We start from the raw sequence: 16,977 nt of genomic DNA, 5'->3' as shown, positions 1-16,977 counted from the left end.
GAGCTCGGCCTGCGAGCCTCTTCCTAGAACGCGAATCACCGCGGGAAGTTCCGGCCCCGGCGACGCTCCAACACGAAAAAGGCCCGGGATCTCTCCCGGGCCTTTTGGAACTTCCGAGAGAACCGACGCCTAGAGGTCGGAAGCCTTGATGCTGGCGGTGAGCTCCTGGATGACCGGCTTCATCACCTTGTCGAACATGCGCTTGTCGTCGGCACCGCCGCCGAAGCCGCCGACGGAGACCTTGACGCTCGACTCCTCGGCCCGGGCCTCGTCGGCCCACAGGATCTCGCCGGTGTTGACGCTGAAGATGCGGGCGTTCATGGCGGCCACGAAGTTGCGCTTGCCGGCACGGAAGCCGGGCACGCGGCCAACGCGCCGGCCGTGGGCCCCGGTATCGGTGATGCCGTACTCGGTGACGGCACCGGCGAGCATGTACTCGACGCCGAGGAGCTTGCCGATCTTCATCGCGGTGGCGGCGCTGACGTCACCGGAGAGAGCCAAGCCCTTCTCTTTCATGATGGCGTTGATCTGCTCGCGCTCGATGACGCGGAACTTGCGGCTCTTGACCAGCTCGGTGACGAAAACGTCCTGAGCGGCTTCGGCACCGCCGTGGTACCAGTACTGGTTATCGGCCTTGTTCTGGAACTCGAGCACGGCGATCCGCGGCTTGTCGGCGAACGCCGCCGGCGCCAGGGCGAGGGCGAAGAGAGCCAGGCAGAGGGACAGGATGGTGAGTTTCTTCATGGGGAGATCCTCCTTCACGCATCAGCGAATATTTTCCAAGGGCCTTGCGGCCTCGGATCGTACGTACGAACACTTCTGATTGTACGTCTCCAAGAACAAGAGCGGCAAGCGATCAAATTCCCGCTCCGGTTTGGCGACGGCGGTCTTCGGCCTCCTGCGCGTCCACCACGCAGAGGGCCGCCATGTTGACGATGTCGGTGACTTCCACACCGCGCTGCAGGACGTGGGCCGGCTTGGCGAGGCCGAGCAAGATCGGACCGATGGCCTCGGCCCGGGCCAGGCGCCAGACCAGCTTATAGGCGATGTTCGCCGACTGCAGCTCCGGAAAGATCAGGATGTTGGCCGGCTCCCGCAGCCGACTCCAGGGATAGGCCTCGCGCAGGATCGACTCCAGCACGGCGGTGTCGGCCTGCATCTCGCCATCGATCTCGAGCTCCGGCGCCTGCTCCTGGACCAGCTCGACGGCCCGCCGCACCTTGCGAGCCGCGGGATGGTCGTTGGAGCCGAAGTCGGAGAACGAGATCATCGCCACCCGCGGCACCACTCCGAAGCGACGGGCACAGTCGGCCGTCAGCAGGGCGATCTCGGCGAGCTCCTCGGCGGTGGGATCGATGTTGACGGTGGTGTCGGCGAAAAAGAACAGGCGCTCCTCGAGGGCCAGGATGTAGGTGCCGGAGACGCGCCTCACCCCGGGCCGGGTATCGAACACCTGCAGCGCCGGCCGGATGGTCTCCGGGTAGTGGTGGGTCAAACCCGAGATCAAACCGTCCGCATCGCCGTGTTCCACCATCAGGGTCCCAAAGTAGTTGCGCGAGCGCACCAGCTGCAACGCGTCCCGCGGCGTCACGCCATCCCGCCGCCGCAGCCGGTGCAGGGAATCCGCATAGGTCTCGAGAAGAGGAGACGAATCGGGATGAACAATCGTTACCTGCTCCGGCCCCAAACCCAGTCGCTCGAGATGGGCGGCGACTTTTTCTCGCCGAGCCAACAGCACCGGGTGGGCGATGCCCTCCTCGACCAGCTCCTTCGAAGCCCGCAGGATCTTCTCGTGCTCGCCTTCCGGAAAGACGATGCGCTTGGGATCGCGCTTGGCGCGATCGATCACCCCGAACATCACCTCCCGGCGACGCGACATCAGAGTCTCCAGGCGCCGTCGGTAGCCCTCGAAATCGTCGATCGGACGCTGCGCGACGCCGCTCTCCATCGCCGCCTGGGCGATCGCCGGCGGGACGCGCAGCAAGATTCGCGGATCGAACGGCTTGGGGATCAAGTAGTCGCCACCGAAACGCAGCTCCTGCAAGCCGTAGGCGCGCAGCACCGAGTCGGGAACGTCTTCCTTGGCGAGCTCCGCCAGGGCCTGAACGGCGGCCAGCTTCATGGCGACGTTGATGTCCGTGGCGCGCACATCGAGGGCGCCGCGGAAGATGAAGGGGAAGCCGAGGACGTTGTTGACCTGGTTCGGGAAATCGCTGCGACCGGTGGCCATGATGACGTCGTCGCGGGCGGCCTTGGCTTCGTCCCAGGAAATCTCCGGATCGGGATTGGCGAGGGCGAACACGATCGGGCGATCGGCCATCGATCGCACCATCTCCGCCGACACGATTCCGGCCACCGAGAGGCCGACGAAGACATCGGCTCCGGCCATCGCTTCGGCCAGCGTCCGAGCCTCCGTAGCGGCGGCGAACTCGGCCTTCTGCGCCGTCATGCCCTGCTCGCGGCCGCGATAGACCACCCCTTTGCTATCGCACAGCACGATGTTCTCGCGCCGCACCCCGATCTCGAGATAGAGCCAGAGACAGCCGAAGGCCGCTGCGCCGGCACCGGAGAACACCAGCTTGACCTCGGAAATGTCCTTGCCCACCAGCTCGAGGGCATTGAGCAGGGCGGCCGCTGAAATGATCGCCGTGCCGTGCTGGTCGTCGTGGAACACGGGTATGCGCAGCGACTCCCGCAGCCGGCGCTCGACCTCGAAGCACTCCGGCGCCTTGATGTCTTCCAGATTGACGCCGCCGAAGGTGGGCTCGAGCAGCTCGACGGTTCGGATCAGCTCCTCGGGATCGGCCGTATCGACCTCGAGATCGAACACGTCGATCTCGGCAAAACGCTTGAACAGAACCGCTTTGCCTTCCATCACCGGCTTGCCGGCGAGGGCTCCGATATTGCCGAGGCCGAGCACCGCCGAGCCGTTGCTGATCACCGCCACCAGATTGCCGCGGGCGGTGTACTCGTACGCCAGCAGCGGATCCTGCTGGATTTTCAAGCAGGGTTCCGCCACCCCCGGGGAGTAGGCGAGAGAAAGATCCCGCTGGGTGCTGGTGGGCTTGGTCGGAACGACCTTCAGCTTTCCCTTGGGTTCGCGCGCGTGGTACTCGAGGGCGTCTTCCGGTAGAGGCGTCTTCATGGCTCCTCGGTTTTGGAGAGAGGGTTCGGGGAATGTTACCCCGCACCCCCGGCAGACCCGAGTTTTCGCCCCGCGGCCGCCATGCCCCTGGTAGTCTTGCGCCATGATCGTCGCCGAGGAATACCGCGAGCTCCTGGTCTTCACCCAGACCGACCACGCTCGCTTCGCCGGAGAGCTGCTCTCCTTGTGGAAGGGCCACGACGTGCCCGACCATCCCCGACGCGCCGACCTGATCTTCGCCGTCCGCGAGCACGACAACGGCTGGCGCGAGGCGGACGCAGCGCCGAGCTGTGACCGGGAGACTGGTAAACCCCATGACTTCCTCACCCTGCCGGAGGGCGAGCGCCGCGAGATCTGGCGCCGCGGCACCGCGCGCTTCGAGGACAAGCGCCCCTACCCGGCGCTGCTGATCACCCTCCACGCCCAGAACCTGATCGACCATCGCTGCGACGACGAAAGCTGGCAAGAGCTGCTGACGGAGCTCTCCGAACGCCGCCAGCGACTGCAAGAAACGGTGGCTCTCGATGGCGACGAGGCGGAGCAGGACTACCGGCTGGTGGACCTCACGGATCTGGTTTCGCTGACGGTCTGCAACCGCTGGACCGATCCTTTCGAGCGCCACGGCCTGCGCGGACGGTTCGATCCCGAGATCAACGCCGTCTATCTCCACCCCTTTCCCCTCGCCGGCGCCACCACCTTCGACATCCCGGTGCGGCGAATTCCGCAGCGCCGCTACGAGGGCGACGCCGATCTCGGAGGCGAGCTGGCGGCGGCCCGCTGGCAAGAGCTCAAGGTACGGGTTGCGCCCTGGGCCGGAGCCGAAGTCCTCGAAGGCGCCGCCACCGAGCCCTGACCGGGCCGGAGGCGAGTGCTCCATCACCTTCGAAAGCGCATCGAACAACCCCCGAGGGCGCCGCCAACGTGTTACGCTCGGCCCATGCAGACTAGCTCCTCGGTAGCTCCCGAGGGCGCGCCCGAGTTGGTCCGCTTTCTAATGCCGTCGCCGATCGGTCAGATCGGAATGGAGTTGCGTAAGGGAGTGGTGACCCGGGTCTTGATCGACCCCTCGGAAGAGGAGTCGGCAGGGTTCGATTCGTTCATGGATCTTCCCGACTCGGAGTACTTCGAAGAGCTCTTCGGCAGTCTCTCGGAGTACTTTGCAGGCGCCCGCCTCAATCTTCGCCTGGCCTGGGACTTCGGGCCCTCGGCGATCACCGGCTTCGCGCGCCGTGTCCTGCGCGAGACCAGCAAAATTCCCTTCGGCAAGACCCGCACCTACCGCATGATCGCCAAAGGCGCCGGCAAACCGGACGCCTACCGCCTGGTGCTGGCGACGCTGGTGGAAAACCCGATGCCGATCGTCATCCCGTGCCACCGGGTGGTGACCAACAAATCCGGCATTGGCAGCTATATCGGCGGCCAGGAGCGCAAGCGCTGGCTGATCGATATGGAGAAGGAAGCCCTCAAGCGCCGCGAACAGGGACGCTAGCAGCCTGCTGTCTGTTCCAGGGGGGGCTAAAGGCGCCCCCCTCGCCCGCACGCGCATGTCGCGCGGGCTCACCCCTATCCTCGGCGGCTTTTGCCGCCGCCTCGCCCTGATCGGGCTCGGAGTCCCAACAAGAGCCGCGAATCTTCTTGCCCAAGGTCCTGAGCACCTTGATGGCAAAGGCTCCGACCCGCGAGGGATCGGAGCCTTCGATTCACTCGGCGTCCTGCCGCAGCCCTACTCGAGCTTGGTCAGGGTGACGTCGACCTCGGTCTCATCGCCGGCGGCGACTTCGACCTCGACGTTGCGGGACTCGTGGCCCGGTCGCACGATCGAGAGGCGATGGCGGCCGGGATCGACGATCAGCTCGCGGGCCACTTCGTTGCCGATGCCGAGGAACTCCCCGTCGAGATAGACCGCGGCGTCGGCGGGCTCGATCGAGAGCACCAGCCGGGCCGGCTCACCACGCAAGTCTTCGACCGAGTCCGACTCTTCCACCGCTTGGCGCCGCTCGGCGCGCTGAGCGCGCACCCGCTGACGCCACTCGGTGGGTGCCGGCTGCTGCTCGCGGCGAGCCGCCAGGCGGGCATCGCGCACCGCCGTCGACTTCGAGGCCAGATCCTCCGGCCGCACCGACTCACCGCGCTGCATGCGGTCTTCGACATCGACCACCACTCCCGGATCGATGGTGTACTGCCGGGCGATGGTCTTGAAGCCGTCGAGGTAGAAGACGACGTCGTAGACCCCCTTTTCGAGCCACAGATAGCGCGGGAAACCGTCGTAATTGTCGACCGTGCCCACCCGCTGACCGTTGACGAAGACCTCCGCCCGGCCGGGCCAGACGTCGGTGTCCAAAGCACCCATCTCCTCCGTCAAGCGGCCGCCGTAGACCGCCACCCCGGGCCGACGGGCGTAGCTGTAGGGGTAGTAGCTCGAGTAGCCGAACCACCAACCGAGGCCGAAGGGACTCCAGTAGTAGCTCGGGTAGTAGCGGCCACCGTAGAAGTAGTAATCGTTGTAGCCGTGGTTGCCGTAGTAGCGGAAGCGGTCGCGGCTGCGCGTGTAGGGGCGACGGCGCTCGATCACGGTCGGAGAGCCGCTGCTCACCCCTGAGGGTCGCGTGCTGCGCACCGATGACGAGCCACCGGAAGAGCTCGAGCCACCGGACGAACCGCCGCTCACGGAGCCGCCCGACGAACCGCCGGGACGGGTGCGAGCCGCCTGGGCCTCCGCCGGCGCCGCCATCAGCGCCATCAAAGCGAGATAGAGAGCGCCCGCCCCAAGGGCGGCGATCCCCCCACGTCGAAAAATTTGCCTAACCATTAGGCACCCTCCTTTATCACGGCCTGCTGATCCTGCCAGGCGCGGTGAAGGCCCCGGATGTAGTGGAACCTCAATGTCCTCTCCCAGAGGCCGGGTAGTTTCAGAGGTAATCCCTGCAAGGCGCGGGCCAGGCGTTCCCAGAATCGCTGCGGCGCCGCCGGCGGTAGCGGCGGTGGTCCTTCCGGGCCGACCCCGAGGAAGGCGCCGAGCTCCGGGTGCAAACGGTAGAAGACCACCGCCGAGTAGCCGGACTTCTCCTGCCGCTCGGCGAAGCGAGCCAGGCTGGTGGGATGGTCGTGGGCGACTTCGGCCCGCGGCTCGTAGATCAGGCGCAGGCCCTGACGCTGGTGCAGCCGGTAGCTGGTTTCGATGTCCTCCCAGGCAGCATAGGGGAACCGCAGGTCGAAGGGTTCCGCCACTAGCAGCTCGCGCTGCAGCGACAGATTGGAGGTGTAGAAGAAGTTGAACGGCACCTTCTCCGGATCGTCGATCAACCGGTATCCGAACTGCAGACCGTAGTCGTTGATGTAGCGCAGGAACGGGTTGAGGCGCATGCGCCGGTGCCAGCCGGTATAGCCGATGACCGCCAGCTCGCGAGCGTCACCGCGCTCGCGATGGGCCCGGCGATGGTTCTGCAACCATCCTGCCTCAGGGACGGTGTCGTCCCCCAAAAAGGCCACCCAGCGACCGCGCGCCGCCTCGACGCCGCGGTTGCGCGCCCTCGCCGGTCCGGCATTGTCCTGCCGCAGCACCTGCGCCGAACGCCGAAAGGCGCGCTCTGCGAGCCATTCGGCGGTGCCATCGGTCGAGCCATCATCGACCACCACGACTTCGAACTCGAAGTCGGCCCTCTGACCCTCGACCGCCGCCAGCACCTCCGGCAGGGTGTCCATGCGGTTGTAGGTGGGAATCACCACCGACAGCTCGACGCTCATGGCCGGAGCCTATCCCGGAATGGGACCGCCCCCCTACGGCATCCTCCCCACCTCGACGGAGGGGCCGAATCCGGCGGCGGAAAACGATGCGGTAGCCTCTGGGCACCCCTTCGGCACGGGACATGACGGGAATTCGGGTGGGATTTTCTGGGGGTCGGGGAATAGATACGGTCGCAGTTCGTACCCAGGGGCGTGAACACGGAAATGACTTTACGGCAACCGAGCGCGGCAGCTCGGCTCCCCATCGCTGCTGGCGACCCATTGAGCGAGAGGGTGGAGCGGGCCCGCCGGGGCGATCAGATCGCCCGGGAGGAGCTCGCTACGTGGTGCCGGCGTGCGGCATATCTTCTCGCCTTGCAGCTCCTGCGTGACCCGGAGGATGCGCTCGACGTGGCTCAGGACTCGGCCCTGCGCTTCTTCTCCAATTTGCACCGTTTCGAACCCGGCCGGGCGGTCAAGCCCTGGTTGTTCGCCATCGTCCGCAATCGCGTCCGCGACCTCAAGCGCTGGCGGCGGGTGCGCCTTCACGAGCCCCTCGACGGGCTCACCGGAGAGGATCGGCCCGAAATCGTCGACCTTTCGCCGGGCCCCGAAGGCACCGCCGAGCAGCGCCAATTGCAGGCCCGTTTGTGGCAGGCCGTCAACCAATTGACCGACGGTCAGCGCGAGATCTTGATCCTGCGGGACTACCAAGATCTCTCCTATCAGGAGATTGCGCGGGTTCTCTCGATTCCCCAAGGCACGGTGATGTCGCGGCTGCACCGAGCCCGGAAAGCTCTGCGCAGCACCTTGAGCGACCTGGACGAAGCCGGGGAGATTTCGATGTCCGGAGGAATGTGATGCCGACTGATGAGCCCCAGGGGTGCGGCCGGCCCTTCGCCGAGGAAATGCTCTCGGGCTACCTCGACGGCGTATTGACCCAGGCTGATCGACAGCAAGTGCGCCTTCATCTCGAAGACTGCGCCCACTGTCGTGGCCTGGTCGAGGGCATGAATGCCCTGCGCGCCACCGCCGCCAACACCGCTTTCCTGGTTCCCGATGACGGCCAGTGGAACGAGCTCCCGAAGAGCTCCGGAAGCCGCTGGCTCCGCACCGGCGGCTGGACCATGCTGATCGCTTGGGCCGTTGCCGTGACCGCCTTCTTGGGTTGGCAGCTCGCCACAGGACACGAGACTTTGTGGCAAAAACTCCTGGTCTTCGGCGCCCTCGCCGGAGGCCTGTTTCTTTTTCTCTCGGTCTTGCTCGATCGTCTCCGCACCCTTCCGGGCGACCGCTATCGGAGGGTCCAGAAATGATCGTCATCACCGCCGACGCGGCACCGCCGCGAAGAATCGAGCGCACCCTCGGGCTGGTGCGAGGCAACGCCATCCGGGCGCGCCACATCGGAACCGACATCATGGCCGTGCTGCGCGGCCTGGTGGGCGGTGAGGTCAGCGAGTACACCAAGCTGTTCGCCGAAACCCGCGAGCAAGCCCTCGACCGCATGGTGGCCGAAGCACTGACCCTCGGCGCCAACGGCATCGTGTGCGTGCGCTTCTCGACCTCGATGGTGATGTCGGGAGCGGCCGAGCTGCTGTGCTGCGGCACCGCCGTGGTGCTCTCCGAGCTCGAGCCGGCCGGTTGACGACCGGCGCGCCGAAGGGCGTCAGCGAAATCAACCTTTTTCTGGGCCGGGACCGTATCTTGAACGCATGAAGCGCTTCTCCCCGATCCTGCTGATCAGCCTCCTGGCGCTCTGCCCGGGAGCTCTGGCCAGCGAGCCCGAATCTCCTCCGATCGAGGTCCTGGAGAGCTGGTCCCGACCCTTCGGCTGGGGCTTCGACTCCTGCCAGCCGCCCTCCCATGAGCAGGCCAAGGCGAACCTCGAAGCCCGCATCGATCCTCAGGGCACCATGACCGTCGCCGAGTTGCTCGGGCCGATCGAGAAGGTCACGATCACGGAAATTTCTCCGGGCTTTACGGCGGACGCCGCCACCCCCGAGGCGGCCACCGCCAGAGTGCGCCAGTGGCTCGACTCGATCATCATCGACGCGGCCCAGCCCTACCGGCGGCCCGACACCTACCCCACCTGGGCCGAAGGCGTGGTGCCATACATCAACGGCTTCGTCATCTACAACAGCCGCGGCCACTGCTATCGCGGTCACTTCGAGCTCGGGCTGTCGCCCCACTTCGTCGCCCGCGACTCCCAAGGCACCGCTTGGTGGCACCGCTGGGATCAGGGATTTCCGCGGCGAGTCGAGTCCGCCGCTAACGAACCAAACCCCTCGACCCCCTAGTCCGGCCTTCTCGCCGGCTCTCGACGAAGGTCCCTAACCCGCCCGGGCGACCTCCTGGTCTTTGTACTGCAGCTGATAGAGGCGGTAGTAGATCCCGCGCTGGGCGAGGAGCTCCTGGTGGGTGCCCTGCTCGCGTAGGCAGCCCTTGTGCAGCACCAGGATGCGGTCGGCCTTCTGGATGGTCGACAGGCGATGGGCGATGACCAGGCTGGTGCGTCCCTCGAGCAGACGCTCGAGGGCGCGCTGGATGAGCTGCTCGGTCTCCGTGTCGATCGACGAGGTGGCCTCGTCGAGGATCAGCATGCGGGGATCGAAGGCCAGGGCGCGGGCGAAGGCGACGAGCTGTTTCTGCCCCACCGACAAGCCGGCACCGCGCTCTTTGACCTCGGTCTCGAAGCCTTTCTCGCTGCGCTCGATGAAGGGCAGGGCGTGGACTTCGCGCGCCGCCTGGCGCAGCGCCTCGTCGTCGATCCGGTCGGAGCCCAGGCGGATGTTGTGGCCCAGGGTGCCGGAGAACAGAAAGACGTCTTGGAGCACCATCGCCGTCGCCGAGCGCAGGGCGGCGAGGTCCCACGAGCGCACGTCGACGCCGTCGACGGTGACCTGTCCGGCATCGACGTCGTAGAAGCGCAGCAGCAGATTGGTGAGGGTCGACTTGCCGGCCCCGGTGTGGCCGACCACCGCCACCGTTTCGCCGGGGTTGATGGTGAAAGAGACGTTCTTGAGAACGGGCTCGTCCGGGAGATAAGAGAAATCGACCTGCTCGAAGGCGACGGCCGCCCCCGGAGGGCGCTCGCCGGCCTCCTCCAGCGGCCGCCAGGGATCGACCGGCGAGGCGATCTCGACCGGACGGTCGACCAAGGCGAAGACGCGCTCCGAGCTCGCCATCGCCGCCTGCAGGATGTTGTACTTCTCGGACAGGTCCGACAGTGGCTGATAAAAGCGCTGGGCGTACTGCACGAAGGCCACCAGAGCACCCAGGGAGACGACCCCGGCAACCACCCGGTTGCCGCCGTAGCCGATGATCAGGCCGATGCCGATGGCGGTGATCAGCTCCACCGTCGGGTAGTAGACGGCATAGAAAAAGATCGCCCGCACGTTGGCCACCCGGTGATCCTCGTTGATCTCCGAAAAGTCGTCGAAGGCGCGGCGCTCGCCGTTGAAGAGCTGCAGCACCGACATGCCGGTGACGTGCTCCTGGAGGAAGGCGTTGATGCGCGCGATCTTGACCCGCACCTCGCGATAGCTCTGCCGCGCCCGGACGCGAAACCAGAAGGTCAGCAAGAGCAGCAGCGGCAAGATGCAGAAGGTCACCAGGGCGAGCTGCCAGTTGAGCCAGAACAGCACCCCGACGATGCCGGCGAGGAGAAAGAGGTCGCCGAAGATCGACACCAGACCGGAGGTGAAGAGCTCATTGAGGGCATCGATGTCGGTGGTCACCCGGGTCACCAGGCGACCGATGGGATTGCGGTCGAAGTAGGAGACCGGCAGCTCTTGCAGGCGTCGAAACACCTGGTTGCGCAGATCGCGCATGATGAGCTGGCCCATCATCAACATGACTCGGCCTTGGGCGTAGAGAACGACGAAGGCCAGCAGCAGAGCCGACAGATAGATCGCCGCCATGGCGGCGATGCCCTCGGCCGGCGAGAGCTCCAGTCCCCAGGCGGTGAGACGCTCCTCGACCCAACGCGCCGCCGTCGACACCTCGTCGGCGGAAGCACCCTCGGCGGGACGGATATAGAGGTCGATGGCGGTGGCCGTCGCCAACGGTCCGATGAGCTGCAGGAAGGACGACAGGATGATCAGCCCGACGGCTCCCAGGGCACGCCCCCAATAGGGCCGCACGTAGGCCATCAAGCGCGCCATCAGGCGAGCGTCGTAGGCCTTGCCGAGGACCTCTTCTTCGTGGGCTTCGCTCACGGCCGCAACCATACCCCAGTCACCCGCCTCGGGAAGCCTCGAAGGGCCCCTTGCGGGCACCGCCGACCCTCCCGCAGGGGTCCCCCGCGAGCCCCTGCCGGGAGGCGAAATCGCCCGTCATTGGTGGCCCGGCGCCCACCACCCCGGTGCGACCCATCGCTTTTCATCTATCTCCTGCATGGTGTACACTCAAACTCTCGTTTCCTGGAGGGAGTGATTCGACATGGCTGCACCGACCCTGAACCAGCTTCTCAAAGCGATGGTCGACCAAGGAGGCTCGGACCTCCACGTGACGACCAACATCGGGCCGCAAATTCGCGTCGACGGCGTGCTCAAGTCGCTCAACGCACCGCCCCTCTCCCCCACCGAAACCAAAAAGATGGCCTACTCCATCCTGACGGACAACCAAAAGCACCGTCTGGAGGAAGACCTCGAGATCGACTTCTCTTTCGGCATCAAGGGGTTGGCCCGCTTCCGCGCCAACGTCTTCCATCAGCGCGGCGCCATCGCGGCGGCTTTCCGCCGCATCCCCTACGAGATTCGCACCTTCCGCGAGCTCGGATTGCCGCAGGTCGCCGAGAAGCTGTGTGAAAAGCCGCGTGGGCTGGTGCTGGTGACGGGGCCCACCGGCTCCGGCAAATCGACCACCCTGGCGGCGATGCTCGACAAGGTGAATCGCGAGCGCAGCGAGCACATCGTCACCATCGAAGATCCGGTCGAGTACCTGCACACTCACAAGAAGTGCATCGTCAACCAGCGCGAGCTGCACGCCGACACGCACAGCTTCTCGAATGCCCTGCGCTCGGCCCTGCGGCAAGACCCGGACGTCGTCCTGATCGGCGAGATGCGCGACTTCGAGACGGTGGAAGCGGCGCTGCGTATCGCCGAAACCGGCCATCTCACCTTCGCCACCCTGCACACCAACTCGGCGGCGCAGACCATCAACCGCATCATCGACATCTTCCCGGCCCACCAGCAGGGCCAGATTCGGGTGCAGCTCTCCTTCGTCCTCGAAGGCATCATGTGTCAATCCCTACTGCCGCGAGCCGGAGGCAAGGGTCGCGCCCTGGCGATGGAGGTGCTGGTGCCCAACTCGGCGATCCGCAACCTCATCCGGGAAGACAAGATCCACCAGATCTACGGCATGATGCAGGCCGGCCAGGCCCGCCACGGCATGCAGACCTTCAACCAGTCGCTGGCGGCCCTCTACTTCCGCCGCATGATCAACCTGCCCACGGCGATGGCGCGCTCCTCCTATCCGGATGAGCTGCAGGACATCATCAACCGTGGGCCCTCGGCGTTGAATCCATCCCTTCAGCCCAGGCAGCAGGCCGCGAGGAGCTAGACCATGCCCCAGTTCGCTTGGAGAGGCCGCAACCGCACCGGTGGAGTTCAAGAGGGGGTTTTGCTGGCGGACAGCCGCGATGCCGCCGTCGCCACCCTCAAGCGCCAGCAGATCCAGGTCACCAACATTCGCCAGAAGGGGCGCGAGATCCCGCTCCTGCCGCGGCTGCCCCAGAAGGTCGGCACCAAGCGCCTGGCGGTGTTCACCCGGCAGTTCTCGGTGATGCTCGACGCCGGCCTGCCGCTGGTGCAGTGCCTCGAGATCCTCGGCGAGCAGGAAGAGAACAAGACCTTCGCCGAGATCATCGACAAGGTGCGCACCGACGTCGAGTCCGGTGCCTCCCTGGCGGACGCCATGGGCAAGCATCCCAAGGCCTTCGACGACCTTTTCGTCAACATGATCGCCGCCGGTGAGGCGGGCGGTATTCTCGACGTCATCCTGCAGCGGCTGGCGACCTACATCGAAAAGATCGTCAAGCTGCGCAACCAGGTCAAGTCGGCCCTCATCTACCCGGTCGCGGTAATCCTGATCGCCGCCTTCGTGGTCTACATCATCCTGTGGAAGGTCATTCCGGTCTTCCAGCAGCTCTTCGCCGGCGTCGGCGGCGAAATGCCCTTCATCACCAAGGTGGTGATCGGGGCGAGCAACGCCGTCGGGCGATACTCGATCTTCATCATTCCGGCCTTCATCCTGCTCGGCGTGGCGATCAATCGCTACCACAAGACCTATCGTGGTCGCCGGGTGCTCGACGGGCTTCTCCTCAAGACGCCGATCATCGGCATGCTGCTGCGCAAGATCGCCGTCGCCCGCTTCTGTCAGACCCTGGCGACTCTGACCTCCTCCGGCGTGCCGATCCTCGATGGCCTCGAAATCACCGCCAAGACCTCCGGCAACGCCATCATCGAAGACGCCATCATGGCGGTGCGCAAGAGCGTCGAGGAAGGTAAGACCTTGAGCGAGCCGCTGGCGGAGACCAAGGTCTTCCCGCCGATGGTGGTGCAGATGATCAACGTCGGTGAACAGACCGGTGCCCTCGATCAGATGCTCTCCAAGATCGCCGAGTTCTACGAAGAAGAGGTCGATACCGCCGTCAACGGCCTGATGAAGCTCATCGAGCCGCTGCTGATCACCATCCTGGGCGCGATCATCGGTACCATCGTGACCGCCATGTATCTGCCCCTCTACTCGGTGCTGTCGCAGATCGGCTAGCAACACTTGAGCTCGAGATCGACTGGCCACCGCCGCTCCGGCGGTGGCAGCGTTTCGTTCCGCTTGCACCCAACACCCGACCCGAGCTCCCGGCAGCAGCCGGTTCCGCGGTCCTGCCTGGGCCCGAGACGCCGTTCCCATGAATAGCCTGGCGCGCCAGCTCCGCTGGCTGATCGGCCTCCGTTTGGTGGTGGTCACCAGCATCCTGGTGACCTTCGGCCTGCTCAACCTGGTGCCCCAGGCGCCGGTGGATCCGCCGCCGGAGGTGATGGGGCCGGAGATTCCGACCACCGCCCTGCCCTCGGAGGGCCTCGAGCTCGATGGCGGCCTGATCGCGCCCGGCTTCACCCAGCGCAAGCTGCTCACCCTCGCCGGGGCGGTCTACCTCGCCAGCTTGCTCTACATCGTGCTGCTCGGCACCGGGCGACGCTATCCGCGTCAGGCCTTCCTCCAGCTCTGCGGCGACTTGCTGCTGGTCACCGCGGTGGTCTACTACACCGGCGGCGTCAACAGCCCCTTCTCGATCATCTACCTGCTGGTGATCGCCGTCGCCTCGTTCCTCCTCGGCCGCCGCAACCGCTTCGCCATCGCGGTCTTCGCCTACTTGCTCTACGGCACTCTGCTGCTGGGCCTCTTCTTCGGCTGGTTCCCGTCGCCCTCGGGGACCATGACCGACGAACGCGCCTCCGGCAGCCGCCTGGCCTACAACCTCACCGTCAACCTGGTGGCCTTCTACTCGGTGGCGCTGCTGACCAGCTACCTGGCCTTGCGCAGCCGAGTGACCCGCACCGAGCTCGAGCTCGAAGAAAAGCGCGAGGACCTCGCCGATCTGCGGGTCGTTCACCGCGACGTCATCCAATCGATCAGCAGCGGCCTCATCACCACCGACCTCGAGGGCCTGATCACCAGCATCAACCGCGCCGGCGAAGAGATCCTCGGCAAGCGCGAGGGGGAGCTGCTGCGCCGACCGGTGCACGACGTCGGTCTGCTGTCGACGGTGCAGTGGGAGCAAGCCCTCGCCGAACCCGGCACCGGCAACAAGCTGCGGGTCGAGGCCAAGCTCGAGCGCGATGGCGTCGAGGCGGTGGTCGGGTTCTCCCTCTCGCCCCTGTCCGACGCCGACGAAACGCTGCGCGGCTATATCGTGATCTTTCAGGACCTCACCCGCTGGCGCCGCTTGCAGGACGAAGTTCGTCTCAAGGACCGCATGGCCGCCGTCGGCGAGCTGGCGGCGGGCCTGGCGCACGAGGTCGGCAACCCGCTGGCGGCGATCTCCGGCTCGGTGCAGATGCTCGGCCAGAAGGTCGAAGCGGGGTCCTCCGAGAGCAAGCTGCTCGAGATCCTGCTCAAGGAGAGCCAGCGCCTCGACCGCACCATCAAAGGGTTCCTGCGCTTCGCCCGGCCGAAGGAGCGCAGCAGCATCCATTTCGACATGGGTCGCCTGCTGACCGAGAACGTCGAGCTGCTGCGCAACAGCCCGGAGCTGCTGCCGACGCACCAGCTCGAGCTCGAGCTCGACCCACCCCAGGCGATGGTGGTGGCCGACCCCGACCTGATCAGCCAGATCTTCTGGAACCTGGCGCGCAACGCTCTCAAGGCGATGCCCGAAGGGGGGTTGCTGCGCGTCTTCGGCAAGATCGAGAACGACCGCTACCGGATGGGCTTCGCCGACGCCGGCCACGGCATGACCGCCGAGGAGAAGGCCAACCTCTTCCATCCCTTCAAGTCCTTCTTCGGCAGCGGCACCGGCATCGGCATGGCCATCGTCTACCGCATCGTGCAGGAGCACGGCGGCCACCTGTTGGTGGAATCGGAACCGCAGCGCGGCACCACCATCACCGTCGAGCTGCCCCTCGGCGGCACCGGCAGTCAACCGATCAGCGTAGGGAGCGCTCCATGACCCACCGTCTGCTCATCGTCGACGACGAAGAAAGCGTGGTCAGCTTTCTCAAGCTGCTTTTCGAGGAGGAGGGATTCCTGGTCGAAACGGCCGGCTCCGTCGGCGAGGCGCGGCAGCACCCACCGCGCAGCTTCGACCTCTGCCTGTGCGACATCATGATGCCCGATGGCAATGGCCTCGACCTGCTGCGCGAGTTCCGGGAGAGCGACCCTCACACTTCGATGATCATGATGACCGCCTACACCTCGACCAAGTCGGCGATCGAGGCCATGAAGCTGGGCGCCTACGACTACATCTCGAAGCCCTTCGACGTCGAAGAGCTCAAGGTGTTGGTGCAGAAGGCCCTCGCCACCGCCGAGCTGGTCGACGAAAACGTCTACCTGCGGCGCGAGCTCGAGCAGAAGTACACCTTTTCGAACATCATCGGCCGCAGCCCCAACATGCAGGCCATCTTCTCCGTCGTCGACCGCGTCGCCAAGACCTCGTCGACGGTGCTGATTCGCGGCGAGAGCGGCACCGGCAAGGAGCTGATCGCGCGGGCCATCCACTTCGGGAGTCAGCGCTCGAGCCGGCGCTTCCTCTCGATCAACTGCGGCGCCCTGCCCGAGAACTTGCTCGAGAGTGAGCTCTTCGGCCATGAACGGGGCGCCTTCACCGGCGCCGTGCGGGAAAAGAAGGGCCTGTTCCAGGAAGCCGACGGCGGCACCCTCTTCCTCGACGAGATCGGCGAGATGACCCCCACCATGCAGGTCCGCCTGCTGCGCGCTCTGCAGGAGAAGGTGGTGCGCAAGGTCGGCGGCAACAGCGAGGAGCCGGTCGACGCTCGCATCATCGCCGCCACCAACCAGGCCTTGGAGGAGCGCATCGCCGAGGGCGAGTTTCGCGAGGACCTCTTCTACCGCATCAACGTGATTCCGATCGAGCTGCCGCCGCTGCGCGAGCGCCGCGAGGACATCCCGCTGCTGGTCGACCATTTCATCACCAAGTACAGCGAGCAGATGGACATGGAGCCGAAGAAGGTCTCCGTCGAGGCGATGAAGGCCCTCGAGGGCTACGACTGGCCCGGCAACGTGCGCGAGCTCGAGAACGTCGTCGAGCGCACCCTCGCCCTGACCACCGGCTCGACCCTGACCTCGAAGGACCTGCCCGACGCCATCTTCAGCCACCGCAGCTCGAACCCGACGACGGTCCAGCTACCGGAGGACGGCCTCGACCTCGAGAGCTACCTCGAGCGGGTGCGCGGCCAGCTCATGGCGCAGGCCCTCGAGCGCTGCGGCGGAGTCCAGACCCAGGCCGCCGAGCTGCTGGGAATGAGCTTCCGCTCTTTCCGCTACTACGCCAAGAAAGCCGGGTTGAAGGACTTCCAGGGAGGCTAGCTGAGAAAGGCTGCTTCGGCCCGGAAACAGGTTGCCGATGAGCTTTTCAGCAGCCTGCTAGG

The 16,977-nt window shown here is 65.8% G+C and carries 15 protein-coding genes; 10 read left to right on the top strand and 5 right to left on the bottom strand.

Annotated features, from left to right (window positions below; all coding sequences use genetic code 11):
* Positions 1-129: 129 nt before the first annotated feature.
* Both AAF604_14515 and AAF604_14510 read right to left on the bottom strand, forming a co-directional pair.
* The gene (locus AAF604_14515; GenBank protein MEM7050878.1) at positions 130-744 is read right to left on the bottom strand and encodes a CsgG/HfaB family protein; all 615 of its coding nucleotides are present in this window, start codon (positions 742-744) and stop codon (positions 130-132) included.
* A gap of 112 nt (positions 745-856) precedes the next feature.
* Positions 857-3,145 (bottom strand): NADP-dependent malic enzyme, encoded by a 2,289-nt coding sequence (locus tag AAF604_14510; protein ID MEM7050877.1) that lies wholly within the window; start codon positions 3,143-3,145, stop codon positions 857-859.
* 103 nt (positions 3,146-3,248) lie between these two features.
* Here AAF604_14510 and AAF604_14505 point away from each other — a divergent pair, with 103 nt between their 5' ends.
* A complete protein-coding gene (locus tag AAF604_14505; GenBank protein ID MEM7050876.1) occupies positions 3,249-3,998 on the top strand; it encodes a DUF3891 family protein in 750 nt (249 codons plus the stop codon).
* Positions 3,999-4,166: 168 nt separating this feature from the next.
* Positions 4,167-4,634, top strand: a complete 468-nt coding sequence (locus AAF604_14500) for a methylated-DNA--[protein]-cysteine S-methyltransferase (protein MEM7050875.1) — start codon at positions 4,167-4,169, stop codon at positions 4,632-4,634.
* Positions 4,635-4,868: 234 nt separating this feature from the next.
* On the opposite strand, the gene AAF604_14495 is transcribed toward AAF604_14500, so the two are convergent.
* Positions 4,869-5,954: a PEGA domain-containing protein gene (locus tag AAF604_14495; protein ID MEM7050874.1), complete on the bottom strand. Its 1,086-nt coding sequence runs from the start codon at positions 5,952-5,954 to the stop codon at positions 4,869-4,871.
* The gene (locus AAF604_14490; GenBank protein ID MEM7050873.1) at positions 5,954-6,889 is read right to left on the bottom strand and encodes a glycosyltransferase family 2 protein; all 936 of its coding nucleotides are present in this window, start codon (positions 6,887-6,889) and stop codon (positions 5,954-5,956) included. Before AAF604_14490 ends, AAF604_14495 begins: the two co-directional genes overlap by 1 nt.
* A 204-nt stretch (positions 6,890-7,093) precedes the next feature.
* Between AAF604_14490 and AAF604_14485 the strand changes: the two genes are divergently transcribed.
* The 4 genes from AAF604_14485 to AAF604_14470 all read left to right on the top strand — a co-directional run bounded on the left by AAF604_14485 (position 7,094) and on the right by AAF604_14470 (position 9,165).
* Positions 7,094-7,729 (top strand): sigma-70 family RNA polymerase sigma factor, encoded by a 636-nt coding sequence (locus AAF604_14485; GenBank protein ID MEM7050872.1) that lies wholly within the window; start codon positions 7,094-7,096, stop codon positions 7,727-7,729.
* On the top strand, positions 7,729-8,184 hold the full coding sequence (locus AAF604_14480; protein MEM7050871.1) for a zf-HC2 domain-containing protein: 456 nt from the start codon (positions 7,729-7,731) through the stop codon (positions 8,182-8,184). Before AAF604_14485 ends, AAF604_14480 begins: the two co-directional genes overlap by 1 nt.
* Positions 8,181-8,513, top strand: coding sequence for a YbjQ family protein (locus AAF604_14475; GenBank protein MEM7050870.1), 333 nt, complete (start codon positions 8,181-8,183; stop codon positions 8,511-8,513). Before AAF604_14480 ends, AAF604_14475 begins: the two co-directional genes overlap by 4 nt.
* 67 nt (positions 8,514-8,580) lie before the next feature.
* Positions 8,581-9,165: a hypothetical protein gene (locus tag AAF604_14470; protein ID MEM7050869.1), complete on the top strand. Its 585-nt coding sequence runs from the start codon at positions 8,581-8,583 to the stop codon at positions 9,163-9,165.
* A 33-nt stretch (positions 9,166-9,198) separates the two neighbouring features.
* Here AAF604_14470 and AAF604_14465 read toward each other — a convergent pair whose 3' ends face one another.
* On the bottom strand, positions 9,199-11,085 hold the full coding sequence (locus AAF604_14465) for an ABC transporter ATP-binding protein (protein ID MEM7050868.1): 1,887 nt from the start codon (positions 11,083-11,085) through the stop codon (positions 9,199-9,201).
* A 223-nt stretch (positions 11,086-11,308) separates the two neighbouring features.
* Here AAF604_14465 and AAF604_14460 point away from each other — a divergent pair, with 223 nt between their 5' ends.
* The 4 genes from AAF604_14460 to AAF604_14445 all read left to right on the top strand — a co-directional run bounded on the left by AAF604_14460 (position 11,309) and on the right by AAF604_14445 (position 16,915).
* The gene (locus AAF604_14460) at positions 11,309-12,430 is read left to right on the top strand and encodes a type IV pilus twitching motility protein PilT (GenBank protein ID MEM7050867.1); all 1,122 of its coding nucleotides are present in this window, start codon (positions 11,309-11,311) and stop codon (positions 12,428-12,430) included.
* A 3-nt stretch (positions 12,431-12,433) separates the two neighbouring features.
* Positions 12,434-13,639 (top strand): type II secretion system F family protein, encoded by a 1,206-nt coding sequence (locus AAF604_14455; protein MEM7050866.1) that lies wholly within the window; start codon positions 12,434-12,436, stop codon positions 13,637-13,639.
* Positions 13,640-13,778: 139 nt separating this feature from the next.
* Positions 13,779-15,539, top strand: a complete 1,761-nt coding sequence (locus AAF604_14450) for an ATP-binding protein (GenBank protein ID MEM7050865.1) — start codon at positions 13,779-13,781, stop codon at positions 15,537-15,539.
* Positions 15,536-16,915, top strand: a complete 1,380-nt coding sequence (locus AAF604_14445; GenBank protein MEM7050864.1) for a sigma-54 dependent transcriptional regulator — start codon at positions 15,536-15,538, stop codon at positions 16,913-16,915. Before AAF604_14450 ends, AAF604_14445 begins: the two co-directional genes overlap by 4 nt.
* The last annotated feature ends 62 nt before the right edge of the window (positions 16,916-16,977 follow it).

The sequence above is a fragment of the Acidobacteriota bacterium genome (assembly GCA_039028635.1).
GTDB lineage: Bacteria > Acidobacteriota > Thermoanaerobaculia > Multivoradales > JBCCEF01 > JBCCEF01.
The sequence above is the reverse complement of the archived record's forward strand: the minus strand, read 5'-3'. Positions and strand labels throughout refer to the sequence as shown.

What these genes read in the sequence shown, in the direction of transcription:
- AAF604_14450 (MEM7050865.1), top strand. Translation starts at nt 13,779, where the DNA reads ATGAATAGCCTGGCGCGCCAGCTCCGCTGGCTGATCGGCCTCCGTTTG.
- AAF604_14510 (MEM7050877.1), bottom strand. Translation starts at nt 3,145, where the DNA reads ATGAAGACGCCTCTACCGGAAGACGCCCTCGAGTACCACGCGCGCGAA.
- AAF604_14470 (MEM7050869.1), top strand. Translation starts at nt 8,581, where the DNA reads ATGAAGCGCTTCTCCCCGATCCTGCTGATCAGCCTCCTGGCGCTCTGC.
- AAF604_14500 (MEM7050875.1), top strand. Translation starts at nt 4,167, where the DNA reads ATGGAGTTGCGTAAGGGAGTGGTGACCCGGGTCTTGATCGACCCCTCG.
- AAF604_14460 (MEM7050867.1), top strand. Translation starts at nt 11,309, where the DNA reads ATGGCTGCACCGACCCTGAACCAGCTTCTCAAAGCGATGGTCGACCAA.
- AAF604_14445 (MEM7050864.1), top strand. Translation starts at nt 15,536, where the DNA reads ATGACCCACCGTCTGCTCATCGTCGACGACGAAGAAAGCGTGGTCAGC.
- AAF604_14475 (MEM7050870.1), top strand. Translation starts at nt 8,181, where the DNA reads ATGATCGTCATCACCGCCGACGCGGCACCGCCGCGAAGAATCGAGCGC.
- AAF604_14490 (MEM7050873.1), bottom strand. Translation starts at nt 6,889, where the DNA reads ATGAGCGTCGAGCTGTCGGTGGTGATTCCCACCTACAACCGCATGGAC.
- AAF604_14505 (MEM7050876.1), top strand. Translation starts at nt 3,249, where the DNA reads ATGATCGTCGCCGAGGAATACCGCGAGCTCCTGGTCTTCACCCAGACC.
- AAF604_14485 (MEM7050872.1), top strand. Translation starts at nt 7,094, where the DNA reads ATGACTTTACGGCAACCGAGCGCGGCAGCTCGGCTCCCCATCGCTGCT.
- AAF604_14515 (MEM7050878.1), bottom strand. Translation starts at nt 744, where the DNA reads ATGAAGAAACTCACCATCCTGTCCCTCTGCCTGGCTCTCTTCGCCCTC.
- AAF604_14455 (MEM7050866.1), top strand. Translation starts at nt 12,434, where the DNA reads ATGCCCCAGTTCGCTTGGAGAGGCCGCAACCGCACCGGTGGAGTTCAA.
- AAF604_14480 (MEM7050871.1), top strand. Translation starts at nt 7,729, where the DNA reads ATGCCGACTGATGAGCCCCAGGGGTGCGGCCGGCCCTTCGCCGAGGAA.
- AAF604_14495 (MEM7050874.1), bottom strand. Translation starts at nt 5,954, where the DNA reads ATGGTTAGGCAAATTTTTCGACGTGGGGGGATCGCCGCCCTTGGGGCG.